This is a genomic window from Bradyrhizobium sp. USDA 3262 (assembly GCF_054060035.1).
The window spans coordinates 5,396,638-5,419,285 of the sequence record NZ_JBSSCT010000001.1 but is presented as its reverse complement, the minus strand read 5'-3'; the positions used below and the strand labels follow the sequence as shown (position 1 = coordinate 5,419,285).

Annotated in this window: 28 protein-coding genes and 1 pseudogene; 20 read left to right on the top strand and 9 right to left on the bottom strand. The window is 59.2% G+C overall.

Going from position 1 to position 22,648, the window contains the following annotated elements; all coding sequences use genetic code 11:
* Nucleotides 1–856 precede the first annotated feature (856 nt).
* The 3 genes from ACVWYP_RS25330 to ACVWYP_RS25320 form a co-directional block, all read right to left on the bottom strand.
* Nucleotides 857–1,633: a cyclase family protein gene (locus ACVWYP_RS25330; RefSeq protein WP_028342096.1), complete on the bottom strand. Its 777-nt coding sequence runs from the start codon at nt 1,631–1,633 to the stop codon at nt 857–859.
* Nucleotides 1,634–2,418: 785 nt separating this feature from the next.
* On the bottom strand, nt 2,419–2,643 hold the full coding sequence (locus ACVWYP_RS25325) for a hypothetical protein (RefSeq protein ID WP_304495278.1): 225 nt from the start codon (nt 2,641–2,643) through the stop codon (nt 2,419–2,421).
* Nucleotides 2,640–2,903, bottom strand: a complete 264-nt coding sequence (locus ACVWYP_RS25320) for a hypothetical protein (RefSeq protein ID WP_304495277.1) — start codon at nt 2,901–2,903, stop codon at nt 2,640–2,642. The genes ACVWYP_RS25325 and ACVWYP_RS25320 overlap by 4 nt, the downstream gene beginning before the upstream one ends.
* Before the next feature lie 383 nt (nt 2,904–3,286).
* Here ACVWYP_RS25320 and ACVWYP_RS25315 point away from each other — a divergent pair, with 383 nt between their 5' ends.
* From ACVWYP_RS25315 to ACVWYP_RS25270, 10 genes are read left to right on the top strand one after another with little or no spacing between them, the layout of a single operon-like run.
* Nucleotides 3,287–4,576: a tyrosine-type recombinase/integrase gene (locus ACVWYP_RS25315; RefSeq protein WP_456684229.1), complete on the top strand. Its 1,290-nt coding sequence runs from the start codon at nt 3,287–3,289 to the stop codon at nt 4,574–4,576.
* Nucleotides 4,564–4,782: a hypothetical protein gene (locus tag ACVWYP_RS25310; protein ID WP_456684228.1), complete on the top strand. Its 219-nt coding sequence runs from the start codon at nt 4,564–4,566 to the stop codon at nt 4,780–4,782. Before ACVWYP_RS25315 ends, ACVWYP_RS25310 begins: the two co-directional genes overlap by 13 nt.
* Nucleotides 4,727–4,978 (top strand): hypothetical protein, encoded by a 252-nt coding sequence (locus ACVWYP_RS25305; RefSeq protein WP_456684227.1) that lies wholly within the window; start codon nt 4,727–4,729, stop codon nt 4,976–4,978. The genes ACVWYP_RS25310 and ACVWYP_RS25305 overlap by 56 nt, the downstream gene beginning before the upstream one ends.
* Nucleotides 4,978–5,235, top strand: coding sequence for a hypothetical protein (locus tag ACVWYP_RS25300; RefSeq protein ID WP_456684226.1), 258 nt, complete (start codon nt 4,978–4,980; stop codon nt 5,233–5,235). Before ACVWYP_RS25305 ends, ACVWYP_RS25300 begins: the two co-directional genes overlap by 1 nt.
* Before the next feature lie 28 nt (nt 5,236–5,263).
* A complete protein-coding gene (locus ACVWYP_RS25295) occupies nt 5,264–5,575 on the top strand; it encodes a hypothetical protein (protein WP_456684225.1) in 312 nt (103 codons plus the stop codon).
* The gene (locus ACVWYP_RS25290) at nt 5,575–5,997 is read left to right on the top strand and encodes a DUF6884 domain-containing protein (protein WP_456684224.1); all 423 of its coding nucleotides are present in this window, start codon (nt 5,575–5,577) and stop codon (nt 5,995–5,997) included. The genes ACVWYP_RS25295 and ACVWYP_RS25290 overlap by 1 nt, the downstream gene beginning before the upstream one ends.
* Nucleotide 5,998: 1 nt before the next feature.
* Complete coding sequence (locus ACVWYP_RS25285) at nt 5,999–6,349, top strand: hypothetical protein (protein WP_456684223.1); 351 nt, start codon at nt 5,999–6,001, stop codon at nt 6,347–6,349.
* A 10-nt stretch (nt 6,350–6,359) separates the two neighbouring features.
* On the top strand, nt 6,360–6,650 hold the full coding sequence (locus ACVWYP_RS25280) for a hypothetical protein (RefSeq protein ID WP_456684222.1): 291 nt from the start codon (nt 6,360–6,362) through the stop codon (nt 6,648–6,650).
* 10 nt (nt 6,651–6,660) lie between these two features.
* Complete coding sequence (locus ACVWYP_RS25275) at nt 6,661–6,954, top strand: hypothetical protein (protein ID WP_456684221.1); 294 nt, start codon at nt 6,661–6,663, stop codon at nt 6,952–6,954.
* Nucleotides 6,951–7,610, top strand: a complete 660-nt coding sequence (locus ACVWYP_RS25270; RefSeq protein ID WP_456684220.1) for an SLOG family protein — start codon at nt 6,951–6,953, stop codon at nt 7,608–7,610. The genes ACVWYP_RS25275 and ACVWYP_RS25270 overlap by 4 nt, the downstream gene beginning before the upstream one ends.
* Here ACVWYP_RS25270 and ACVWYP_RS25265 read toward each other — a convergent pair.
* Nucleotides 7,573–8,094 carry a DUF4118 domain-containing protein gene (locus ACVWYP_RS25265; RefSeq protein ID WP_456684219.1) on the bottom strand — a complete coding sequence of 174 codons (522 nt, stop codon included), beginning with the start codon at nt 8,092–8,094 and terminating at the stop codon, nt 7,573–7,575. The genes ACVWYP_RS25270 and ACVWYP_RS25265 overlap by 38 nt on opposite strands.
* Nucleotides 8,095–8,183: 89 nt before the next feature.
* Complete coding sequence (locus ACVWYP_RS25260; RefSeq protein WP_456684218.1) at nt 8,184–8,495, bottom strand: hypothetical protein; 312 nt, start codon at nt 8,493–8,495, stop codon at nt 8,184–8,186.
* A 337-nt stretch (nt 8,496–8,832) separates the two neighbouring features.
* Here ACVWYP_RS25260 and ACVWYP_RS25255 point away from each other — a divergent pair, with 337 nt between their 5' ends.
* From ACVWYP_RS25255 to ACVWYP_RS25220, 8 genes are all read left to right on the top strand, one after another.
* Nucleotides 8,833–9,393 (top strand): deoxycytidylate deaminase, encoded by a 561-nt coding sequence (locus ACVWYP_RS25255; protein WP_456684217.1) that lies wholly within the window; start codon nt 8,833–8,835, stop codon nt 9,391–9,393.
* The gene (locus ACVWYP_RS25250; RefSeq protein ID WP_456684216.1) at nt 9,390–9,686 is read left to right on the top strand and encodes a hypothetical protein; all 297 of its coding nucleotides are present in this window, start codon (nt 9,390–9,392) and stop codon (nt 9,684–9,686) included. The genes ACVWYP_RS25255 and ACVWYP_RS25250 overlap by 4 nt, the downstream gene beginning before the upstream one ends.
* Nucleotides 9,683–9,877: a hypothetical protein gene (locus ACVWYP_RS25245; protein ID WP_304486830.1), complete on the top strand. Its 195-nt coding sequence runs from the start codon at nt 9,683–9,685 to the stop codon at nt 9,875–9,877. The genes ACVWYP_RS25250 and ACVWYP_RS25245 overlap by 4 nt, the downstream gene beginning before the upstream one ends.
* A 7-nt stretch (nt 9,878–9,884) precedes the next feature.
* On the top strand, nt 9,885–10,076 hold the full coding sequence (locus ACVWYP_RS25240) for a hypothetical protein (RefSeq protein ID WP_370143572.1): 192 nt from the start codon (nt 9,885–9,887) through the stop codon (nt 10,074–10,076).
* Nucleotides 10,077–10,139: 63 nt separating this feature from the next.
* A complete protein-coding gene (locus ACVWYP_RS25235) occupies nt 10,140–10,757 on the top strand; it encodes an MT-A70 family methyltransferase (RefSeq protein WP_456684215.1) in 618 nt (205 codons plus the stop codon).
* Nucleotides 10,754–11,038 (top strand): hypothetical protein, encoded by a 285-nt coding sequence (locus ACVWYP_RS25230; protein WP_456684214.1) that lies wholly within the window; start codon nt 10,754–10,756, stop codon nt 11,036–11,038. Before ACVWYP_RS25235 ends, ACVWYP_RS25230 begins: the two co-directional genes overlap by 4 nt.
* Nucleotides 11,039–11,065: 27 nt before the next feature.
* Nucleotides 11,066–11,611 carry a CHAP domain-containing protein gene (locus tag ACVWYP_RS25225; protein ID WP_456684213.1) on the top strand — a complete coding sequence of 182 codons (546 nt, stop codon included), beginning with the start codon at nt 11,066–11,068 and terminating at the stop codon, nt 11,609–11,611.
* A gap of 11 nt (nt 11,612–11,622) precedes the next feature.
* Entirely contained in the window at nt 11,623–11,994 is a 372-nt protein-coding gene (locus tag ACVWYP_RS25220; RefSeq protein WP_456684212.1) for a DUF7831 domain-containing protein, read from the top strand.
* A gap of 31 nt (nt 11,995–12,025) precedes the next feature.
* Here the strand turns inward: ACVWYP_RS25220 and ACVWYP_RS25215 are convergent, their stop codons facing one another.
* From ACVWYP_RS25215 to ACVWYP_RS25200, 4 genes and pseudogenes are all read right to left on the bottom strand, one after another.
* Complete coding sequence (locus ACVWYP_RS25215) at nt 12,026–13,222, bottom strand: GIY-YIG nuclease family protein (protein ID WP_456684211.1); 1,197 nt, start codon at nt 13,220–13,222, stop codon at nt 12,026–12,028.
* Entirely contained in the window at nt 13,215–15,281 is a 2,067-nt protein-coding gene (locus tag ACVWYP_RS25210; protein WP_456684210.1) for a DEAD/DEAH box helicase, read from the bottom strand. The genes ACVWYP_RS25215 and ACVWYP_RS25210 overlap by 8 nt, the downstream gene beginning before the upstream one ends.
* Nucleotides 15,278–18,059 (bottom strand): annotated as a pseudogene (locus ACVWYP_RS25205) (class I SAM-dependent DNA methyltransferase). The gene ACVWYP_RS25210 and the pseudogene ACVWYP_RS25205 overlap by 4 nt, the downstream one beginning before the upstream one ends.
* A 246-nt stretch (nt 18,060–18,305) precedes the next feature.
* Nucleotides 18,306–18,815: a hypothetical protein gene (locus ACVWYP_RS25200; RefSeq protein ID WP_456684209.1), complete on the bottom strand. Its 510-nt coding sequence runs from the start codon at nt 18,813–18,815 to the stop codon at nt 18,306–18,308.
* Between the two features lie 274 nt (nt 18,816–19,089).
* Here ACVWYP_RS25200 and ACVWYP_RS25195 point away from each other — a divergent pair, with 274 nt between their 5' ends.
* Both ACVWYP_RS25195 and ACVWYP_RS25190 read left to right on the top strand, forming a co-directional pair.
* Nucleotides 19,090–19,326, top strand: coding sequence for a hypothetical protein (locus ACVWYP_RS25195; RefSeq protein ID WP_456684208.1), 237 nt, complete (start codon nt 19,090–19,092; stop codon nt 19,324–19,326).
* Between the two features lie 164 nt (nt 19,327–19,490).
* Nucleotides 19,491–22,646, top strand: coding sequence for a P-loop NTPase (locus ACVWYP_RS25190; RefSeq protein ID WP_456684207.1), 3,156 nt, complete (start codon nt 19,491–19,493; stop codon nt 22,644–22,646).
* Nucleotides 22,647–22,648 lie beyond the last annotated feature (2 nt).

Below are 22,648 nucleotides of genomic sequence, written 5' to 3'. Positions count from 1 at the left end.
ACAGAATGAACGGCGGATGAACGACAAGATGAGCGCAGCAACGACAGTATCCTTTGCAGGCGGGACTGTAACTTGACCTTACCTGTTGGTCTCAATAGAGTCGTTAAAGCTCGCAAGAACCTTAGTGAAAATATTGTCTTAGCATGCACGAACCGAATGCCGGTGTCGCGCGTCTAAGCGAGACAGCCAGCATCAGTTCAGATGTTTGGAAGTGGACTGGAGATCTTCAGAATGACTAAACGCTACAATATCCTGACTCGTTGCCTAGCAGCAGTCGCTTTGTTGTTCGTCTATGTCGCAAGCACCTCTGCCATCCTGGTCGGCGTCACCACAGCGCCTGCGCAAGCATGGCGCGGACGCGGCGGTGGCTGGGGCTATCGCGGCGGCGGCTGGGGTCGCGGTCGCGGGTGGGGCTATGGCCGCGGATATGGATATGGCCGTGGCTATGGCTACGGCGGTTACGCCGGTCCCCGTTGCTGGTGGACCCCGCGTGGTGTTCGCGTTTGCCGGTGGTAACAACCGCCCGGTCGACACAAGCGATATTGAAGACATGAAATCAGGTGCGTCGGTCCCGACGCACCTGATTTGCTTTTTGGGGGTTGGTTCACCTGCCGGGCTTGGCTCAGCTGCGGCACGCAAGAAAGAGCCCCGGAGACGCCGGGGCTCTAGTCACGGGAGAGAACGCTTCCGAAATCGGGACGCGAGGACGAGCCGGCGGCCCGATCACCCAATGCATCTACTGCGTGCATGAAAGCAGATTCGGCTGCCTCAAGCTGTAGCCGTGCCGCAACAACCCGCCGTAATGCACAGCCTGTCCACCGGTTCCCGAAGCTGGCCGATCACAACCCCGGCGCGCCTAGCCGTCGAGGATGGCGACCGCCCTCGTCCAGCCCGCCGACGCGCGCTCGATCTTCACCGGGAAGCACGACACCATGAACCCGGTCGACGGCAGCTGCTCGAGATTGTGCAGCTTCTCGATGTGGCAGTAGCCGATGTGCCGCCCGGCCTTGTGGCCTTCCCAGATCAGGCTGGCGTCCCTGGTCTCGGCGTATCTCTTCGCGGTGAAGACGAACGGCGCGTCCCAGCTCCAGCCGTCGATGCCGGTCAGCCGCACGCCGCGCTCGAGCAGATACATCGTCGCCTCGTAGCCCATGCCGCAGCCCGAATTGACGTAGTCGGGCTGGCCGTATTTCGCGCCCGCGCTGGTGTTGACGACGACGATCTCGAGCGGCGACAGCGCGTGGCCGATGCGCTTCAGCTCGGCCTCGACATCCTTGGCGGTCGCGACGTAGCCATCAGGCAGATGCCGGAAGTCGAGCTTCACGCCCGGCTGGAAGCACCACTCCAGCGGCACCTCGTCGATGGTCCAGGACCGCTCGCCGCGGTTCATGGTCGGATGGAAATGCCAGGGCGCGTCGAGATGCGTGCCGTTGTGGGTGGAGAGCGAGACCTGCTCGACGGCCCAGCCCTGCCCGTCGGGCAAATCATCGGCCTTCAGTCCATCGAAGAACTGCAGCATGCGCGGCAGACCCTGCTGGTGATCGATATACTGGATGGTCGGATGATTGCCGGGCGGATCGGCCGGAACGTCGTTCTGCAGGGGAACGGAGATATCGATCAGTCTGCGCGCCATGGTGCTTTTCTCGCGGATTGGTCTTGTCGGGTCGAACCACCCTGCCAGCGCGCGCGCGTTATCGGCAAGCCACATCCGCTCGAGATCGCAGCTCACGATGTCGTGGCTTGGACTGCGGCAAGGCGGCGCAACGTTGAACCTATCCCGCGCCCGTACGACCCATTGGCACTGGGGATTTCAGGGCCCAGTATTTCGACGGCGCCGTCTGGACGAGCATATTCCGTCCAGGCGGCGTTGTTGCCTCAGGCGAGACAATCTCGGCCGAAGCCTGGTTACCCGTGCCAGAACGCTGTTCACGCACGGAGAGCCATAGAAACAATCCGTGTGCTCATGTCGCGCGGATTGCTGGTGGTGTTGCCACGGCGATACAGAGATACCCCCACAACGATGCTAACCAACCTGCATCTGAATCAAGACGGGGTTGCGTCGTGTCGGGATTTGATCACTGGAACGGTGCAAATAGAGCTTACTCGTCTGTAGAAGCGCCACATCTGCGCGATGAGCAGCAGCAGTTCGACCGCTATCACAAATTCGACGACCCCATCTCGCGACCGCCGGAGAGTGGCTCAAGAACCGTGATCCTGGATCGCTACAACCCGCCGACTCGTTGATCTCGTCAGCGCCCGGGCGGCTGAAGTTGCGAGCAGTGGAGCGCGGGGGGCTTCGGTCCCGCGCTTGCTATTTGGGGGTGCCAACTGACCGCGATTTGCGGACCAAGTCAGACGCGAATGCCGAGCACGCGCCGATCACGAACATCGCGGGGCGGTTTTTGCATTTTAGCGGCGTCAGACCTCTCCCCCATCTGCTGGTTCTTTATCGGGCTTAGCTTCGATCTGCGCAGGCTTCGACCGCCAGCTTTCGATCATTTTGTACGCATCCTTTATATGCCCGGCAATTTTGGCGCTTCGTTCGATCGCAGAATCAATATGGCCTAGCGTTTTGTCGATTTGGTCAGACGCCTCGCCTGCGACAACTACTACAAGCATGAGCGCCGCACCGATGTTCGTCAAAAGGCTTCCCCCCGGTTCATGCCGACAAAGATGCTCTCGCGCATCCGCAATTCGGATTCGTCCGAATTCCAGTCGCCTTCCGAGTCGGGCATCTCTTTGTCCGCTACACGGCGGTAATTAAACTTGTGATTGCCGTGCTTGACCTTCGCGAAGATCGTCATGACGTCCGGATTTGGCTGTCCGTCCAGTCCCAGCTTCGCGAGGAAATCGCGGCCGATCGCTTCAAGGGTTTCGTCCGTTTTATAGATAAAAGTCGCCAAGGCCGTCCTCCGTGGGAACCCCATATCTCGTGGTCCAACCCCGAAGCATCACAATATCATGAATCGGCTAAAATGCAGAATCGTGGCGTGGACGGTGGCGATTCAAGAGGAATGGAGCTGGACCTGGGCTAGGAGCCGTTCTACTTTTATTAGTAGGCTCAACTAGATAGATGGTCGGGGCAGCTGGATTCGAACCAACGACCTGCAGTACCCAAAACAAATTTATTTGCATTCTAGACGAAGACCTGACACAAGCTGCAAACGTTAAGTCGTTGATTTGGTGCATTTAGACTTTGTCAGCATTTGCATTTGCATTTAAGCAATCCTGCAGAATGGGAAGCCGGGCTTCCCCGAGAATCAACTCGAGTTTGCAGGACTGCACCATGAAAAAACGACTAACGGACGTCTTCCTCAAGACGGTAAAAATCACCGACGCTGATCGCGCTGTCTTCCGCGATGCCGAGGTCCCCGGGCTTGTTCTCCGGGTGACGAAGTCCGGCGCCAAGACCTTCTCCTTCAACTACAAGGTCGCCGGCACCAAGCAAAACATCTGGGTCGCGATCGGCGCCTACCCCGAGGTCTCGCTGGAGGAGGCCCGGCAGAAGGCGCGTGACTATCGCAGCGACCGGCGGAAGGGTGACGACCCTCGCCTCGCCAAGATGGCTGAGGTGGCGGCTGCTGCGACGACGGCGACCAAGACCTTCGAGGAGGTCTGCCACGAGTACATCGAGAACTACTCCAAGCCGAACCTGGACTCCTGGAAGAACGACATCCAGCTGCTGAAGGAGCCGCGCGAGAAATGGGGCAGCCGGCCGATTAGGAGTCTGACCGACGACGAGATCATGAGTTGGCTGGAGAAGAAGGCCAAGGACACCCCCGTCCAGGCCAACCGGACCCAGTCCAAGCTGTTCCAGGTCTTCAAGTGGGCGAAGCTCCCCGGCCGGAAATACGTCGACGTCAACCCGCTGGCTGACCTGCCGCTGCAGGGCCAGGAACACAAGCGGGAGCGCGTCCTCGACGACAGCGAGATCAAGATGCTCTGGCACGGGCTCTACGATCCCGACCTGCCCGCCGAGGAGCCCGTCCGCGGCGCGCTGAGGCTGATCCTGTCGACCATGGTGCGACCGGGCCAGGCGGCGGGCGCCCTGCTCACGGAGATGCACAGCCTCAAGGGCAAGGAACCTCAGTGGCACATCCCGAAGATCCGGGTGAAGCGGCGCCGCGAGGTGATCGTTCCGGTCAACGGCATCGCCGGCAAGATCATCTCCAAGGCCATCACGGAAGAAGGCCAGATCGCGCTGTTCCCGACGCCGTTCGAGCAGGGCTTCAAGAATGCGGAGAAGCGAGTTGCCCAGCAGCTCGACCAGATTCCGATCCTGAGGAACTCAATCTCGCAGGCTCTGACCGGCCGCCCGAAGCAGGGCCGCATCGGCATCCGCGAGTTCCTGAAGATGGAGCACTTCACGCCGCACGACCTGCGCCGAACAGCGGCGACGATCGCCCGCCGGGCCGGCGCACCCCGCGACTGCGTCAAGGCCACCCTCGACCACGTCAACGGCGACGTGACCGAGGTCTACGACAAATACGACATGCTGAAAGAGAAAACTGAGGTGCAGGGCGTTCTGGCCAATGCACTGACCGACATCATCGGAGACAAGCTATGGGCCAGCTGATTGACGACAGCGACTACATCCCCTTCGAACCGTTCCGCTCTGGGCCATCAACCAGAAGAGCGCGTCCCGGCGAGATCGAGCAAGTCAAGGACACCATCCGAAGGATCAAGGAGCGGCGCCGAGCACGGGAGGCCGCGAAGGGAATCGAACATGAAGACCACCATCACACTGATCGCGCTGCTGCTGACGACGGCGGCGTGGGCTGAGACCCCTTACCCCGTTCCGAAGAACGGCAGGGAGACCATCACCAGGACTGGCGCCTGCCCGACCGGATACGTCGGTCTCGGCAAGAAATGCGAGGCGCTCCACAAGGACACGCCCCGCGCCTACCCGTACATCCCCGGCACGGCCTGCCCGTCCGGGACGTTCCGTAGCGGCGGCGCCTGCAAGGAGTTCCGCTGATGTCCCGGAAAGCAACCAAGCGCGGCAATGCCGACCTGCACGCCAAGGCGAACGCATTGATGGAGCAGCCCGTGATCGGCGACTGGCACTCGCTGGAACGGGTCGTAACGCAATTGGGCGCAGCTGCACCCAGGGCGGCCAAGGAAGCGCTCGCCAGCTTCCAGAACTCGATGCTGAAGCTGCCAAACCCCTTCGGGGACTGCTCCGGAAGCGTTGAGCCCGAATCCGTGGAGTCGGCCCAAGCCGACCAAGTCTGAAATCGAGGCGTTGAGAAAGAGAGATGCGATGGACGAGAAGATGAGCGAGTGGCAGCCGATTGAGACGGCGCCGACCAACGCCGTGGTCGACATCTGGATCGGGAGCACGGGCCTGGACGCCGATCACAGCATAGTAAAGTTCTACTGCCCGGACGCCTACCCAGTAAAGCGCGGCCAGCCGATGCTTCAGGGGCGCGTGACAGACGTCATCTTGCAGCACCGGCCGCCGAACAGGCCCGGCTGGTATCCGAGTGGCGGCCTGTCTCCGAGCTTTCCGCTGTCCCCCGACGTCAGGCCGACGCACTGGATGAAGCGGCCGGCGCCGCCGAAGAGGTCGTGATGACGCGGGTGGCATTCGTCTCCTGCGTCAAGACCAAGTCGTCGACGCCGGAGTTGGCCGAGCACCTTTACATCTCACCGTGGTTTCGCATGGCGAGGGAGTGGGCCCGGAGGAACGCGGAGCGCTGGTTCATCCTGTCGGCGGAATACGGCCTGATCGAGCCCGGGACGCTCGTCAAACCGTACGAGCGAACCCTGAACAGGATGAGCACGGCGGATCGCCTCGCGTGGACCAAGCGCGTGATCGGCCAGATCGACGAACGGAGACTTGAAGGCACCTGGGCACATGTCCTAGCGGGAGAGAGCTATCGGCGATTCCTGATGGAGGCGCTGGAGGTGCGCTTCGACTGGGTCACGGTTCCCATGGAGGGTTTGATGATGGGCCAGCAGCTGAGCTGGCTGAAGAATGATTTAGGAGCTTGAAGTGACAGACAACACGGATTTGGTCGGGCGTATCGCCGGCATGGCAATGGCAAAACTGGAGGGCATGAAGTTCTTCTCCGGGATCTACTTCAAGGCCACGGAGGTCGGTGGCGGCGAGGTGAAAGCGGTCTGCACCAACCCGGGACTTCGGTTGAGCCGATCGTTCCCGGCGCATGATTTCCGCCGACAGTTGCAACTGGATACCATCCAAGGGCAGCTTGAGCCTTTGCACGGCGAGAATCTCGATTACACAGCCAAGTGCTACGAGACCGAGCGCCAGGCCGACGAGAACGACGAGCAGCTCAAAGCAAGGCTGACCGCACTCGGACTCGGCCCCACCGGCATGAATTGAGGAACTGGGAATGAAAAAACTACTGCTGGTCGCTCTCGCCCTTGGCGCCAATCAGGCTGAAGCCGCGACCTACGTCTACGCCTGCAAGGAACACGGGCGCACGAGCCAACTGAAGGTCGACGACACCAAGAACACGCTCGACTGGAAGGGGACCACCTACAAGATCAAAGAGACCGAATGTGGCAAGGCCGGGTGGCACGCCGAGAAGGATGGGGTTGGTTTCGACTTCTGCACCGCCACTAAGGGCGTCGCTGACTTCGACTTCAAGGGCTCCCTCGTCACCTGTGACATGAAGCGCTGAGCACGCGGCAATGGGACACAACAATCCGGGTCGAGCGCGTCGAGAGATCGCTCGCGACAACGAGCGCCTATCCAAGATGACCCCTGAGGAGAGGCAGAAGGAACGGGATGCGGAGGAGCTGTATTACGCAAAATCAACAGCGCGAAACGAGGCCTACCGCTCCTTCCCCGCCGAAGAGCGAGCGATCTACGAGAAGGTCAAGGACGCGCTCAATGCCGCAGAGGATCGTGCTTCCAACGCATGGAACTGGGACGAGCAATTCGGCGGAACGGGCAAGCAAAACCCGTGGCGGAAGGATCAATGATGTCCGCACCTCGAGTCTACAACAGGCACCACAGGGACGCTCCCCCTGGCGCGATCTACATCGGCCGCGGCTCCCCGTGGGGCAACCGCTTCGTCATCGGCAAGGATGGCGACCGTGACCAGGTCTGCAACAAGTTCGAGTGCGAACAGCTTCCCGAGCTGGACGTTTCGTCCCTCGCCGGCTGCGACCTCGTCTGCTTCTGCGCGCCGCATCGATGCCATGGCGACTCGATCCTGCTGAAGGCGAACCACCGCGTGGTCGTCTTCGGTGGCCGGGACTATCGCGACGAACGCACGCTGTATCGCGTTCTCGACGCCGTCCATGCGCGCAGGAAGATCACCTGCATCGTTGAGGGGGAAATGTCGGGAGCCGATCTGCTGGCTCGCCAGTGGGCTGAGGACCGCAACATCGCGGTCGATCCCTACCCGGCCGATTGGGACAACGTCGATCGTCCTGGAGCTGTGGTGAGAAGGAACAGGCGTGGGAAATTATACGACGCAGCTGCGGGCCCATTCCGCAACGAGCGGATGCTGCGCGAAGGTCGGCCGAATTGCGCCGTTGGCTTTCCTGGCGGAGCCGGCACCGCTGACATGACGAAGCGGTGCCTCGCGTACGGGATCACCCCTTTGACGGTCGAAACCGCTCTGCAGTCGTAACGATCAGCGGCATCGCCCAGGCAGCTGCGAAGTTCAGAAAGGCGTTGAGGATCTCGCTGACGGTCGGCCACGTAAAGGTAAAAAACGGATCGATCGTGAAGAAGTTGACGATGAAGCCGGAAATGCCGGCAATGACCAGAGCGTAGCCCCTGCCGAAGGCAATCGAGATGGCGCACACCGCGAGGGTGAGCATTACGTCGATCCGGGCGTCGATCTGAAGGAAGTCCATCGCATACGCCACTGGCGCGGACACACTGAGTGCGGCGAGACCGAACATCCAATACGGGATACGCCACTCCCTCGCGGCCGGCGGATCGGTCTCCGATGGCGTTGACTCAGGGGCGTCTTTCTCATCGACGATGTTGACGGCATCGAGATCAATTGCGCTGCTGCCGGAGAACCAGGCTGGAGCGGCGCCACGTTCGAGGCCGTCCCACATCTGGTCGATTGCGCTCATCAGACGTGCCTGACTGCGGGAGATCATCAGGCTCTCGTCATCCTTCGACTGGCCGATGAAGGCGTCTCCGAGCTTCAGGACATCGTAGTTGCGGTAAATGGTGGTCATCGAGCGCCTCAGGCCACGGCTTGTAACGCCACAGAAACAGGCGCGATCGGGAACGAAGGGACCACTGGTGTCGCGGAACGATCGACCACGACCATTGCTTCAGAAGCAGCGTCCACGTCGATGATATCGGCCGAGCTACTCAGCCACGCAGGCGCGGGAATCTTCCCCTCAAGGGCATTCCACAGCGTGTCGATCGCGCGAGTGACGCGCAGCACGTTCCTGGATCTGATTGCAAAAGGTTCCCCGTCAGAGGAATCGGCTCGGTAGGCCACCCCGTCGAAACTGACGACGTATGAGCGGTATTCAAACGACGTTTTCATATTCTTTTTAGGTTTCTCGTTCCCGGGCCCACGGCGAGCCGGCTTTATGCGCAGACCGCTATTAGCATTTGCATCCTGACGCAAGGGGAATGGTTCCCCGTTATACTACGGTAACCTTAATCCCACACCTGCAACAAAAGCCTGTGTTCTTCGGTGTTTCTGTCGCAGCTGTCTGAATTTGAGACGATGCAAAATCTGGGTGACCCCTCTTGTCACGCCATTGTGTTTGCGTTAATGCAAACAACATAAAGCAAATGGAGAGTCGATTGTGCCGGGTTCCAGACCGCAGGTTACCCCAGTATTTCCGCATGTTTCCGCGTTTCTGCGGGACGGCGGATTGGTCAGCATCGCTGACTCTCTGGCAACCCGAGTTGCGAACTCCGGTCTCGCCGCATGGCTGAAGACCTTCCTGCCGACCGATCGTGATCAGGAACTCGCACGCCTCAAGCAGGAGCGTTGGGATCGGTATTTCCTCAAGGTCGCGCAGGCTGTTTCCACCGCGTCAAAAGACCCCAGCACGAAAGTAGGAGCCGTCATCGTCCGCCCCGACCGGACCATGGCGTCCTTCGGCTACAACGGCTTCCCACGCGGGATCGCCGACACCGACGAGCGCCTGAACAACCGCGAGGTAAAGTATGACCTGGTTGTCCACGGCGAGATCAACGCGATCCTCACCGCTCGCGAGCCGCTGCACGGCTACACGCTCTACACCTGGCCCTTCATCACCTGCAAACGCTGCTCCCTCCACGTCATCCAGGCGGGCATCAAGCGCGTGGTCGCCCCCGAACTGCCCGAGCACCTCAAGGAGCGTTGGGCCGCCTCCGTGCGCGACGCCGGACAGCTCTACGACGAGGCCGGCGTGTCCTGGGCACTGATTAACACGACGGAGGTCGAATGAAGCTCGGCGCCTGGCCGCTGCCCTATGTCCGAGTGAAGTGTTCGAAGTGTGACCGCGAAGGCCGCCTCAGCAAGGACGGCCTGATCGAGCGCTTCGGACCCAACCGCGAGATGTTCGTGATCCGCGAGAAGCTCACCGAGCCCTCCTGCAAGCGACCGGACAAGAAGCAGCCCTGCCAGTCGGTGCTGCCGGATGGCCTGCTGGTGCAGGCGATCACTGCCAAGAGCGACGACGAGATCATCGATAAACGGCTGACCGCTGAAGCGAAGAAGTGGCGAGAGGAGAAGAAGTGAAGATCAATGCACACGTACTGGAAGCGAGCGACAGGGGCGACAAGCTGAGCGTAACCGCTCAGGGGAAGGCGGTCGGCGCCGCTGAATGGCAGCCCTTCATGAGCATCCTCGTCAACGTTCCAATGACCGACCGGAACAAGCGAGCCTTTTACATCGGTCGCGAGATCGAAGTCACCGTCACACCACGCTGAGGACATCATGAACAAACGAGAGATCGAAGCTCTGCAGGACGCCGCCGGCCGCCCGGGTGGATGGGGTCTGTTCAAGCAGAAATCCACCGAGAAGCTGGCCGAGCTGGGCTACTTCGTGAAGGAGCGGCACCCGGCCTACGGCAACCAGTTCCGGATCACCGACGCCGGACGCGCCGCCCTCGCCGAAGCCACCAAGTAGCTTGACCCCAGCATCGACGGGATACGTGCGCCCTGTCGTTTGCGTGAATGCAAACAGAGCAAAATGCAGATCAGACCCTTCCCCATCCTGCCGGCGCCGACGTTCAACCTCTCGCCGCTGAAAGAGAACCACTACGGGCTCGCGAAGATCGACCCGCCGTGGGCGTTCAAGACCTACTCGGCCAAGGGCAAAGGCAAGTCCGCCGAGCAGCACTACGACACGATGACACTCGAAGAGATCTTCGAGCTGGACATCGAGCGCCTCGCGCATCGCGACGGCATGTGGGTTTGGCTCTACGCCACCGCGCCGATGTACGACCAGGCGCGCGAGTGCTTCGTCCGCTGGAACGTCACCTACGTCACCCAAGGCGCCTGGGTGAAGATGGTCAAGGACGGCAGCAAGCCAACCTTCGGCACAGGCTACGCGCTCCGCAACTGCCATGAGCCCTTCCTGATCGGGAAAGTCGGCAAGCCGAAGATCCACGCACGCGACATCCGCTCCGCAATCCTCGAACCCCGCCGCGAGCACTCACGCAAGCCTGAGCAAGGCTACGTCGAGGCCGCGAAGATGGCTGGGCCTTATCCGAAGGCCGACATCTTCAGCCGCGAGCAGCGTCCCGGCTGGGACTCCTGGGGCAACGAAATCACGAAGTTCAACGCCGATCAGGAGATCGCAGCATGACGACCATCGACATCAACTCCGTTCACATCGAAGCCGGCCCAGTCGCATTCCAGTCGAAGCGGCAGGACGACGGCACGGTCACCTACTCCATCCGAATCCGCACGGCGGCCGACAGCGCCGTTGCAGATCTGACTGAAGAGCAAGCTCGCTTCTTCTTCAATCAGGGGCATCAGGTCGTCGGCGCGGGCAATCCGCCGGAAGACGCCTGGACCAAGCTGCCTACCTACGCCGCGGTCGAAGCTGACCGCAAACGGATCGCCGCTCGCAACGCAGCGGTCTGATCTACCTCAAACGGAGCTACCCCAAAAATGAGAACCCTGAGCACGGCGCTCGTCGGCGCCGCGATCATCGCTTTGTCTTTTTCGGCCGCAGAAGCACGTCCAAGGCATCGTCACCACCACCATCATCACCGGCATGCGCACACCCGCGTCGTGGAGCATGTCGCCGTTCGCCAACATGTGCAGGAGTCGTCGTTCGGCGACACCTTCACGTCTGGCTTCCAGAGCGGCTTCAACGCAGGCGTCGGCGTCGTCGATCGCGCCCGCCAGTTCATCGGCGAGGCCTCTCACCAGGTCGGCGTGCGCAGCACCCTGTGGTGCTCGGCATTCCTCCGGAAGATCACCGGAGCGCAGGACGTCGATGACCGCGCTCTCTCCTGGGAGCGCCACGAGCGCATCACTCCCCAGGTCGGAGCCGTCGTGACCATGAGCCGCCGCGGCGGCGGGCACGTCGGCATCGTCTCGGGCTTCACGGCCAAGGGCGACCCGATCGTCATCAGCGGGAACCACGGTGGACGTGTCAGCGAGGCCGTCTACTCGCGCAGCCGCATCCGCGCCTGGGTCTCAGCCTCGTAAGGAGCAATCAGATGCCGATCGAGTTTCAACAATGGATCACCCGCAATGACCTGCGAAACAACCGGGACAAGCTCTACGTCTTTGGCGACAACGTGCAGCGCTCCGGCTTTGCCGGACAGGCCAAAGAAATGCGAGGAGAGCCGAACTCGATCGGCGTCGTCACCAAGTGGGCACCAAGCATGTCCCCCGGGGCATTCTTTGACGACACCGCAGCCTGCAAGGCGCTGGTGGAGCGCGATCTGCTCGTGGTTCAGCAAGCCCTGGATCGTGGCCGCACAGTGGTCGTCCCGTCTGACGGCATAGGAACAGGCCTTTCGCGCCTCCCGAAATACGCACCGAAGCTAGATGCGTTCATCAAAGAGTGGTTCAGGAGCCGACTATGAAACATTCGCGAGGATCATGGCATCAATCAAGTCAGGCTACACGCACCAATGCTGCCGATTTCGGATCATACGTGTAGTCGGTGATCGTTCCGTTCTTGATCCGATCAACTGCTTCGTTGACGACGAACAGCGGCACAAGGAACCATTCGCGTGGAATCACTGGATTCCCAAAGCGATCGTTGATCTTGATATCGAGCTGACCCGGGCCAAAGATGCGGTGGATGAGGTTTTCGAGCTTAGTGCGATTGATGTTGTAGAGTTCGTAAGTCGCGACGACCTCCACATCGGCCATCAAAAATGTAGGGTCGAGTTTCGCGTTTGCGATACGTCGTTCCACTTCCCCGCTGGTCACGCCGATCTTGTGCAGAACATCGCGATGGGCTGCGACCACCGGATGGTCGGACTTGCTGCGCAAGACATAGATCGTCCCGCTCGCTAGGTCTCTGTCATCGTTTTCATCGGCGAACAGAGGACCAGCGGTGGGTTCGGTTATCCGCCTTCCGGCCTCATCCTTATATAATGCCCGCTGGAGGGACCGGCGCAGCAGATTGCTCTCGGTCCCGTTGGAGTAGATCACACGCAGACGTGCATCAAGCTCGCCATTCGGGGCTTTGAAAGTTTCTCCAACGTGGGCGACGTAGGCAATCTGACCGCCAAGAATGAAAAACTGCCCCTCGGTGATATCGGCTTTCAGGAACCCGGCATCCTTCACGAAGGGCCGGGTTGTCCGAACGCCCGAATTCAGGTCGTTCTGGAGCTGCGTGAATAGCGGCTTGAACTTCTCAAAATCTTCACATTTCTCGCGATTGGCGATTTCCTCGGCGGCACGCTTTTCGGCACTGGCGCGGACATGTCGAAGCTCGGTGATGTCCGATGCCCCCGCCGCACCTTGCAGCTCGGCGAGCAGCTCGTCCTCGTCCATCTCATCCGCCGGGGCGGCGGCGACGGTTTCCGCTCCGGCCAGCAGCCCCTGATCGTCGAGCGGCGCAAGCAGCGAACGACATTCTGCAAGCGCGCGTAGCCGGTCAAGGCGCACGGCATAGAGGCGCTCGAATATGTCACGGTCATCGCCATGGTGAGGGGGGCGGTCATGCTCCTTCACAAATCGCTGAACTTCCTCAAACCCGGCGATGATGCGCTCCTCGCGTGCTGAGCGTCCGCCCTTCTTCTCCGGCTGGGCGAAATCGTCGAGTTCGGATCGGAGTTCGTCAAGGTCGAGATCACTCATAGCGGCCCTCGTCCTTGAAGCGAACAAAGGCGGCAGCACCTTCGGCCATCCGCTTCTCCCATGCATCGGTCGAACTGATGGAAGGCAACCGCCCTCGCTCCTTCTTGAACTTGACGGCGCGCACGGCGAGTTCCTTCGCTTCGTCGGGCGTCAGGCTCGTGCGCTTTGCGGAAATCGCCGCCTGCACCTGTTTCAAGCTGTCCTCGCTCATCGTCTTGGCGAGGATAGCGTAAGCCTCGCCGAACGGATTGATCCGGTCGATAAGGTCGATGTCGAGTTCGCGGACGTCCATCGCAAACCTGCGCACGCCGTCAATCAGGGCGGTGTTGGCGCTTTGTTCGGGGTCGCCGCCTGCCCCTCCCTCTAGCGCAATCTGTTTGGCCTGCTGCGTCAGGTTCAGGGCGGCGATGGCGTGCTGGCGCACCGCCTCCTGATCCTCCTCGTCGAGTTCTGGATATTTGTCCTTGATGATCTTGCCCATGCGAACAACGGTCAGGTCCTCCGGCACCAGCTCCTCGTCGAATAGGCCCCGCTCGATGGCGGTCTTGTCCTGAACGAAGGCGGCAATGACCTCGTTCAGGTCTTCATGGCAGATGCGCGCCGCTTCCTTGCTCTTGGGTTCGGTCAGACCCTTGATCTCGATTTGGAATTGCCCAGTGTCTCCGTTGAAGCCGACATTACATTTGTTGGGGTCGTAGCCCCCATCCCCATAGTCGAACCCTTCTACCGGGCCGCTCGCGGGGTTCTTCGGCTTGAACTCGAAGCGGGGCGCAAGCACCTGCTCCATGAGCAGGCTCGCCGCTATCGCCTTCAAGGTATCGTTCACCGCCTCACTGACGGCCTCGTCGGCGGCGTCCGGTTGGGCAATCAGGTTCGAGAAGCGTGCGCGAGTCTTGCCCGGAGCGTCGCGGGTCGCGCGGCCAATGATCTGCACGATCTCGGTGAGGCTCGATCGGTAGCCCACCGTCAGCGCGTGCTCGCACCAAATCCAGTCGAAGCCCTCCTTCGCCATGCCTAGAGCGATGATGATATCTACATGGTCGCGGTTGTTCTTCTGCGCTGGGTCTTTTAGTGCGGCAGAAACACGGTCACGCTTCGCGGAATCGTCGTCGACCAAATCGGCAATTTTGAGCACGCGGCCGGCCGGTGTCTTGACCAGCTGGAAGCCAGTCGCGGGGTCGGGCCCCTGCCATGCGCCCAACTCTTCGATTATGTGCTCGACCTCCTTTATCTTGTCCTTCGTGCTTTCGCGGGAGTTGACGCTCGGGATATGGATGATCGTTTTCTCGGCCGGATCGAGCACGTTCAGGATATCATCGGCATAGGAGCCCGAATAAAAGAAGTAGCCAATGTCGAGCTGCTTGAGATATTCGTAGCCATTGAGCTGCTCATAATACGTGTAAGTGACGGTATCGAACTTCGCTTCATCGCGCGGGGCCAGCACGGCCTCGGCATCGCCCCTAAAATAGGAGCCGGTCATCGCGACGATGTGAACCTTGTCGCGGGCGATGAACTCGCCGAGGTGTAGACCGAGCTTGTTGTCCGGATTCGCCGAAACGTGGTGAAATTCGTCGACGGCGATCAGCCGGTCGTCGAACGCCTCGACGCCGAACTTGTCCACCGCGAAGCGGAAAGTAGCGTGGGTGCAGACTAGCACCTTGTCGTCGCCATCAAGGAAAGCGCCGACAGAATTGACCTTGCCGCCATTGTCGTTTCCGGGCGCGTCGCAGAGATTCCATTTGGGCGCAACGGTCCAGTCGGCCCAAAAGCCGAACTTGGTCAGCGGCTCGTCGTGGAAGCTCGCGCCGATAGATTTCTCCGGCACGACGATGATCGCTTGCTTGAGCCCTTGATTTTGGAGCTTGTCGAGGGCGATGAACATGAGCGCTCGGCTCTTGCCAGAGGCCGGCGGCGACTTGATGAGAAGATACTGTTCACCGCGCCTTTCGTAGGCGCGCTCCTGCATCGGCCGCATGCCAAGCGCGTTGGCCTTGGTCGAGGTACCGTTGCGGGAATAAGAAACTGAGACGGAGGGGACTGATTTCTTTTCGTCGGTCATGCGCTTGCCCCCGCCCTTCGTTTTCTGGCCGGCCCCGATGATCCGGTCATTTTGGTGTAAAGCTCGAACAGTTTCTCGAGCCGCTCAGTGTCGTTGCGGAAGCGGCGGCCGATATAGATGCGCTCAATCGCTTCGTCGTTGCGCTCGTGCGCCTCGCGCAGATCGGCGGGCATGGCGTCGGGATCGTACAGTTCGGCGATCGTCGCCGGGAAATGCATCTCGCGGGCCAGCAAGATGCCCTCAGCGCAACGAGCCAGGTCGGCTTTATTTTTCTCGGTGAGGGTCGGCACAGGAAAAGTATTCCAGCCCAGCGTGTTGGAATAAGAGAAGCGCATCTCCAGTCGAACGCAGACTGCGCCGATCCAGACCCAATGCAGGCGCGACGCAATCAGCGCCATGTTCCAAAGGGGGGCATCATAGAGGGCGTACATCTTGTTCGTAACGGTTTGATCATCACCCAAGAGCCCACAAGGGAGATACGGACGATTTTCGGAGGAAATAGCTGCCACACAAATTGTATCTTTGACCCCGATATTCATCTCCCGCATCTGATGGGCGCGGACGGCCATTTCGTTCGCGCTCTTGTCCCGACTTGCAAGTCGCATGGCCCGAACACCATCGACTCGCTGTCGAACGCCCGGAATTTGCATCGCCTCTTCAAGGTGCGCGTCCTCGATCCATAAACAGTATCGCTCCGACCCGCGAATAAACTCCGCCGATCCGTAGATACGGCGGATAAACCGCGCATGCTGGTCCGCCGTCAGGCCAAGATCTGAAAGCTCTCCTGACGTAAGCAGAAGGTTCCCTCCATCGACGGGCTTGTTGCCAAAATCCATACGCGACAAGCCTTGAGCTGGCCGGCTTGCCTTCTCGACAATCACATCCGGCCCGACCACCAAATAGGCGTTGATGTGCTCCGCTTCCTTGGCAACGGCACTTCCGTCATCTGCAACTGAGAACAGTCGTCTCAGCCTGCCCGCGTGATTTGAAATCCCAACAATCACCACGGTGACGCCGGCCTTGTGGCTCGCAAGGTTTGCCCATTTGAATGATGTGTGCGCGAACGTAATCTCGTGGCCAGTTTGGAAGATCAGTGGCCAGAGGATCGGCACCTGCTGGCCCTGACAAATCGAGTTGGTAGACACAAAGGCTGCTACAGCGTTCGTTTGTGTGCCGTAGTCGGCTGCCTTCATGAACCAGCCGGCAACATAGTCGAGGGACTTCCAGCTTTTTGTCCGTTCCTCGAATATGGCTTGCAGTTCTGATTTCTGCTCTGCCGATTGCCAAGTGAAGCCGAGATAAGGCGGATTGCCGCAGATATAGGTTTCTCCCCCCTCATTCTCGAAGTCGATCTGTGCCTGATCCAGGGGCGTGTGAAACAGATCATCCGCATGGTGCTTGACGCCCGTACCCGTCGGCGGGCAGATGCTGAGCCAGTCCAGCCGAAGCGCGTTGCCCCACGTAATCCAGTTCTGAGCGTCGAGCGGCAGGAATTCGGCAAGAGCTTCCTTCTGTCCACGATAGAGCACATCACATTGAAACTCCGCGATGATGAGGGCGAGGCGCGCAACCTCGGCCGGAAAGTCGCGTAGCTCGATGCCCCGAAAGTTCGTGAGCGGGATTTCAGTACGGCGGTCCGCTTCGCCACGCCGCTTATTGATCTCGGCCTCGATGTCCCGCATCTCCTTATAGGCAATGACGAGGAAATTGCCCGAGCCACACGCCGGATCGAACACCCTGATCTTCGATAGGCGCTTGCGCAGGTTGAGCAACGTGCGGGGATTGTCACCTGCTTCCACAAGCCGTGCTCGCAGGTCGTCGAGAAACAGCGGGTTGAGTACTTTCAGAATATTCGGCACGCGTGGTGTAGTGCATGCCGAGCGCGCCGCGCTCGTCGTCGTCGGCGACCGCCTGGATCATTGAGCCGAAGATGTCCGGGTTGATCTTGGTCCAGTCCAGATTGCCGATGTGAAGAAGATAGGAGCGCGCGATCTTGCTAAAGCGCGGCACTTCCAAGTTGCCTGAGAACAGCCCTCCGTTCACGTAGGGAAATGCGCCAGCCCAATTTCGTATTTTTGCCGCGTCGCGATCCTCGATCTTCGTGTTCATGGCGAGAAACAACTCGCCGATCACGTCATGGGTGTTGGACGAGTCTCGCGCGCTCATCCGCTCGATGGTACCCGTGAACAGACGCTTCCCGTTGAAGATGTCGGTGTCCTCGGCGAAGAAGCAGAAGATCAGCCGCGCCATGAAATGGTTCATGTCCGGACGGCGCTGCACCGTTCCCCAATCCGGGTTATCCTTGAGAAGCTCGACATAGAGGCGGTTCAGGCGGCTGGTGGCCCGGATGTCGAAAGAGCTATCGCGTACCTGCTTGACGGTGGTGATACCGGCGAGCGGCAGGAAGAAACCGAAATGGTCCGGGAAATCCCGATAGGCGCAGGCAATCGGCGAATCGTCCGATTCCAGGTCCTCGGCCTCGAAGTCCGTCCCATCGGTTGCGAGGATGAATCGCGCCTTCGCCTTGGCTGTTGCCGGACTGGCCTTGAGCGCGGTAAGGGTCTTCGTGACGTTGCCCGGCGGACAGACCGCGATGTGGATATTGTTCGTCTGAAGGACGCCGCCCAGATCGGACTTGTTAGACGTGCCCGACCGCAGCCGCTTGATCGTCGTATCCTTGTTCCCGAACGCCTGGAGGAAAGCGAATGGAAACTCGACGAGGTCGAATGGCAGCTCAGCGAGAGCCGAAATCGCTTCTTCGATTTCGACCGGGTTCATATCGTTTCTGCCCCAAGATGCATTTCAAGTTTCGCGTTGTTTCGCCTCAACTTCGATTTCCTTAGCCGGGGCGATCTTGGCCGGCCCCTTCGCCGGGCTGACCGATTGTGACGAGTCGCACATATCAACCGAATTAGTCTAACCTTTTTTCCCGCGACAAGCGCGTATACCACCAAAAGTCGTATGGCTGCACTGAAACGCGACTTCAGCTTGGCCACCAATCGCGCGGGCGGGCTGCCTTTTCTGCTACTCCGAATCAGGCGCGAGATACTCTTCTGTCAACCAGTCCATATCTGCCTGCCAATGAGCTATAGCTGAGCCTTTGCTCGGATTGTTTCGAGCGCTCTCCACCATGTTCGACAAGACGCGGAGGAGTTTTTCAAAGCGCTTTTGCGTGCCTGGCCCGCCCCACTCGCTTGTATATGCGACCGAGCCGACAATCGGAAGCTCTCCTTCTATGACATGTGTTAGGATTCGGCGCCGAACGGCTAACGACTCTCCGTTATTGCCCACGTGATAACCAAGGGCGGCAAGCATTCCCTCGCTTGGACGAGCATCACCGCTCCAGGCCTGCGCGCGACGCAGCCACTCCTTCTCGATGGCGGCGACAACCAATTGCGCATTTTCGTTCTCGCCTTTCGCGAGGACGCGGACGCAATTACTGAAGATGGTAAGCAGGTCGGCGTCACTCCGGCTATCGAGATTTTGAAGCACGGCGGGCCGAGCGGTCATAGTTGGAGGTGATTTCTCCTGCATCGCGCTCCCCTTCAGAACAAGGCTAGATTGTAGTCCAGGAAACGGTATCTCTCCACGATGCACCGGTCATAACCGCTCATACATCCATCGACAGCCCAGAAGAGGAGTCGCCGCGGGTTGATTGCCGGCCACACTTCGGCCCGCAGCTTGCCGCCGGTATCTTCTACGTAGCTATTTTTGCTTAAGTTTTTGCCCTCCCCCGCGACCGATACGATCGCCGATACTAACCGTCTGTGAATAGCGAGCAATTCGTCTTTTGCACCCGCAACACCAAGTGTCGCATGCCATCATCGACGCATCGGCCGAATCGCATGTCCGCGTCGTGGCTCCGCACTTCGTTGCCAGCTTCGAGAGCGATGGCGTGGTGCGGCGCGCTGCGCCAATCATCAAATACCTGGTCGGCAAGAGTGACGACCAGGCGCGGCAATACATCAAATCAAAGGGCTGGAAGGCGAGCATTATTCCTTGCAGCAGTCAAAGCGCCATTTCGCGCGACGATTCGGCTGCCTAGCTCAGGCCGAGCCGCCAACTGTCAAGCGACAACTTGATCTTATACAACCTTGAAGTAGGATGTTGGCTATCCACACTTGAATATTTCGTCGATCCCCGCACCTAACTGTACTTCGGACTGCACGATTCATCTGTCGAGCCGGCGTCGGCTCATACGAGGGCTATGTGGCAAAGACTTCACCGCACGCATTGGAGCTTTCTTTCCAGCTGATCGAAGCTGTGAAGAGTAGGAGAGCAATTCCGTTTCTGGGAGCGGGCGCATCCAAGGAAGCTACCAACGCTGCCAAGGCCAGGCCACCGGACGCGAATCAGCTTCGAGACATTCTTGCTACGCGCTTCTTCAACAGAGACATGAGCCACCGTGACGTCATGGCAGTCGCAGAAATGGCCGTGGCCACTAGCGGAGGGCAAGCTCGAGTCTTCGAAGTCGTTCGGGAGGCCTTCGATAAGTTTGAACCTGGCGAGGCGCATCGGCTGCTTACCCATTTCAATTGGAACATGATTGCCACGACGAATTACGATCTCCTTCTAGAGCGCGCATATGAAGAACCGCAGCGGCGTCAAAACCTTGTCCGGTTCGTGAAGGATGACGAGCCGATCGAGGAGCGCCTGCAAGCGGTTTCAAATCCTGTCCAATATCTGAAGCTACACGGTTGCTTGGACCACCTCCACGATTCTGATGTGCCACTGGTTCTCTCGCGAGAACAGTACGCAGCGTACTCCGAGCATCGCACTCGACTGTTCAATCGACTGAAAGATCACGCTCGAGAGAACACGCTCATCTTTATCGGATACCGTCTCGACGATGCTCACGTCCGCGAGCTGATCTATAACTTACAGTCCAATCGGCGACCACGATGGTTCATCGTTACTCCCGACGCAGAGGACTACGACATTGACTTCTGGGCGACGAAAAATGTCGGAGTTCTGAAGTGTCGCTTCCTTGATTTGATGAAGGCACTCGACGCTTCGATTCCTCCACTGTTCAGAGCTTTTGCGCCGTCCGATGCTGTGGGCGAGTTTCCGGTCAGAAAGTTTTACGTCGTTCGATCTGAGGAAACGCAACAAGTTCGCGATGCTTTGGGTACGGATCTGACTTTCGTGCATGCTGGCATGCCCGTGGCGGAACAAAAACCGAAGCAGTTCTACGAAGGATATGATACCGGCTGGGGGGCGATAGCGGACCGGCTTGATGTTCGAAGAAAAGTTGAGGAGGACCTGCTTTTCAAAGCGCTGCTAGAAAATGAATCTCCGAAAGGTCCTTTGCTGCTGATGCTGCGAGGCTCTGCGGGGGCCGGAAAGACCATCGCACTTAAGCGCACGGCGTTCGAGGCTGCCACGGCCTCCAATGCACTGGTGCTTTGGCTGGAAGAGAGCGGGGCACTCAAGCCTGACGTATTCGTTGAGTTGCATAGCCTCACCCAAAGGCCCATCTACGTGTTCGTGGATCAGGTCGCGCTCCAAATGAACAAAGTATACGCGCTGCTCAAAGCGGCGAAGGCTCGGTCGGTGCCGATCGTAGTTGTCGGGGCAGAGAGAGATTCGGACTGGAATACCTATTGTGTGGCGCTTGAGGATGAGTTTACGCCGCACTTCCTACGCGTTGGCAATCTATCGCGCGATGAGGTCGAGGGCCTACTCGATCTGCTTGAGAGGCACGACTGTCTCGGCTTGCTTAAAGATCGAAGTCGAGAAGAGCAGGTTGATGCGTTCATGGAAAAGGAACGAGCTGATCGCCAGCTGCTGGTCGCTTTACATGAGCTGACCCAAGGGAAGCCGTTCGAAGAGATCATCATGAACGAGCACTCCCGGATTCACCCAGAGCGTGCTCGACAGCTCTATCTGGACATCGCAACGATGCACCAGTTCGGCGTGAAAGTACGGGCGGGTACGATCTCCAGAATCTCTGGGATTGAGCTTGAAGACTATAAGACAGAGTTTTTCGGGCCGCTCCAGGATATTGTGAAGGTCGAGCAAGACCGTTACACCGGCGATTACGCCTACAAGACGCGCCACGCGCGAGTGGCGACGATCATGTTTCGTCAGGTCTGTCCAGACGACGCTTCACGATCTAAGCAGTTCAGACGGCTAATCGATGGGCTAGATTTGGGTTACTCTTCGGACAGAAGAGCGCTCGAAGAAATCACGAAGGGGCGCACCTTGGCCGAGGCCTTTGCGGGGGCTACAGAGGTCCGCGAGATCTACGAGGCCGCGACATCAATTGCTCCGGACCAACCCTTTCTTTACCAGCAGTGGGCCATCTTCGAGTCAAACCACAAAGACGGCTCGCTTTTAGAAGCAGAGCGGCTAGCAGAGATCGCTCGCCAAGCGGATTCAAAGAACAAGCGACCAAATCGAAGCATTGCGCATACGCAAGCTGAAGTCGATCGGAAACGCGCAAATGCGGAAGACTCTCCTCTGATGAGAGAGTCTCTCCGCCGCAGAGCGCGATCGCGATTGGAAGGCCTTCCCACTAACGATCGCTTCGTTCTGTCCACGCGCTGTAAGATCCTTGTCGATGAATTGGTTGAGCTAAATGCCGAGCTGAGCGACGAGTCAAAGTCCCATGAATTATTGCATTTCGCAGAGAAGGTACGAGACGTCGAAGCGGCAATTTCACGAGCGCAACAGCTTCATCCTGATGATCCTGATCTGTTTCAGACCGAGTCTCGCTTTAGGCGAGAGATTGATCAAGAAGATAAGGCGCTGAGAGCTCTAGAGCATGCCTGGAAGGCTGGCCCTAGGGGATCAGGGGCAGCCCTGAGGCTGGCTCACATGTATGCAGCTCGGAAGCGACCCGACGACGCACTGAAAGTTCTACGCGAGGCTTTGGGTCGAAACGAAGACGACAAAGCCGTGCATCAGTCTCTCGCAATCCACTATCTGCGTCAGCCTGCATACGAGCGGTCTGTCGTGGAGGAGCATTTGCGGCGAAGCTTCGCACCAGAAGACCATAACTTCGAAGCGCGCTTCAACCTGGCGCAATTCCTGTTCTTCGCAGGTGACCTGCCAGGAGCGATATCTCTCTTCGAGGAGATCAATCGGCGCGCTCCCGAGGGATTTCGTCAACTAGCTCCGTCGAAGGAGAATGTCTTTACTGAAGAGGCCGGCCGTTACGTCGGTCGTATTGAGAGGAGGCGTGAACGTTTCCTTTTTGTGAAGAGCCCTCATTACCCACACGACATTTTCGGTCACCGTTCCGCTTCGGAAGCCGATGTCTTTGACGAATTGGAAATTGGTCAGGAAGTTAACTTTAGGATCCGCTTCAATAGGGAAGGGCCGACGGCAGTGGACATAAGGTTAGGCCGTCCTACTAACTGATT

Bases quoted from the DNA above. Each gene is read 5' to 3' on its own strand.
- ACVWYP_RS25330 (WP_028342096.1), bottom strand. From the start codon at position 1,633: ATGGCGCGCAGACTGATCGATATCTCCGTTCCCCTGCAGAACGACGTT.
- ACVWYP_RS25315 (WP_456684229.1), top strand. From the start codon at position 3,287: ATGAAAAAACGACTAACGGACGTCTTCCTCAAGACGGTAAAAATCACC.
- ACVWYP_RS25310 (WP_456684228.1), top strand. From the start codon at position 4,564: ATGGGCCAGCTGATTGACGACAGCGACTACATCCCCTTCGAACCGTTC.
- ACVWYP_RS25305 (WP_456684227.1), top strand. From the start codon at position 4,727: ATGAAGACCACCATCACACTGATCGCGCTGCTGCTGACGACGGCGGCG.
- ACVWYP_RS25300 (WP_456684226.1), top strand. From the start codon at position 4,978: ATGTCCCGGAAAGCAACCAAGCGCGGCAATGCCGACCTGCACGCCAAG.
- ACVWYP_RS25295 (WP_456684225.1), top strand. From the start codon at position 5,264: ATGGACGAGAAGATGAGCGAGTGGCAGCCGATTGAGACGGCGCCGACC.
- ACVWYP_RS25290 (WP_456684224.1), top strand. From the start codon at position 5,575: ATGACGCGGGTGGCATTCGTCTCCTGCGTCAAGACCAAGTCGTCGACG.
- ACVWYP_RS25280 (WP_456684222.1), top strand. From the start codon at position 6,360: ATGAAAAAACTACTGCTGGTCGCTCTCGCCCTTGGCGCCAATCAGGCT.
- ACVWYP_RS25275 (WP_456684221.1), top strand. From the start codon at position 6,661: ATGGGACACAACAATCCGGGTCGAGCGCGTCGAGAGATCGCTCGCGAC.
- ACVWYP_RS25270 (WP_456684220.1), top strand. From the start codon at position 6,951: ATGATGTCCGCACCTCGAGTCTACAACAGGCACCACAGGGACGCTCCC.
- ACVWYP_RS25265 (WP_456684219.1), bottom strand. From the start codon at position 8,094: ATGATCTCCCGCAGTCAGGCACGTCTGATGAGCGCAATCGACCAGATG.
- ACVWYP_RS25260 (WP_456684218.1), bottom strand. From the start codon at position 8,495: ATGAAAACGTCGTTTGAATACCGCTCATACGTCGTCAGTTTCGACGGG.
- ACVWYP_RS25250 (WP_456684216.1), top strand. From the start codon at position 9,390: ATGAAGCTCGGCGCCTGGCCGCTGCCCTATGTCCGAGTGAAGTGTTCG.
- ACVWYP_RS25240 (WP_370143572.1), top strand. From the start codon at position 9,885: ATGAACAAACGAGAGATCGAAGCTCTGCAGGACGCCGCCGGCCGCCCG.
- ACVWYP_RS25235 (WP_456684215.1), top strand. From the start codon at position 10,140: ATGCAGATCAGACCCTTCCCCATCCTGCCGGCGCCGACGTTCAACCTC.
- ACVWYP_RS25230 (WP_456684214.1), top strand. From the start codon at position 10,754: ATGACGACCATCGACATCAACTCCGTTCACATCGAAGCCGGCCCAGTC.
- ACVWYP_RS25225 (WP_456684213.1), top strand. From the start codon at position 11,066: ATGAGAACCCTGAGCACGGCGCTCGTCGGCGCCGCGATCATCGCTTTG.
- ACVWYP_RS25220 (WP_456684212.1), top strand. From the start codon at position 11,623: ATGCCGATCGAGTTTCAACAATGGATCACCCGCAATGACCTGCGAAAC.
- ACVWYP_RS25215 (WP_456684211.1), bottom strand. From the start codon at position 13,222: ATGAGTGATCTCGACCTTGACGAACTCCGATCCGAACTCGACGATTTC.
- ACVWYP_RS25210 (WP_456684210.1), bottom strand. From the start codon at position 15,281: ATGACCGACGAAAAGAAATCAGTCCCCTCCGTCTCAGTTTCTTATTCC.
- ACVWYP_RS25200 (WP_456684209.1), bottom strand. From the start codon at position 18,815: ATGCAGGAGAAATCACCTCCAACTATGACCGCTCGGCCCGCCGTGCTT.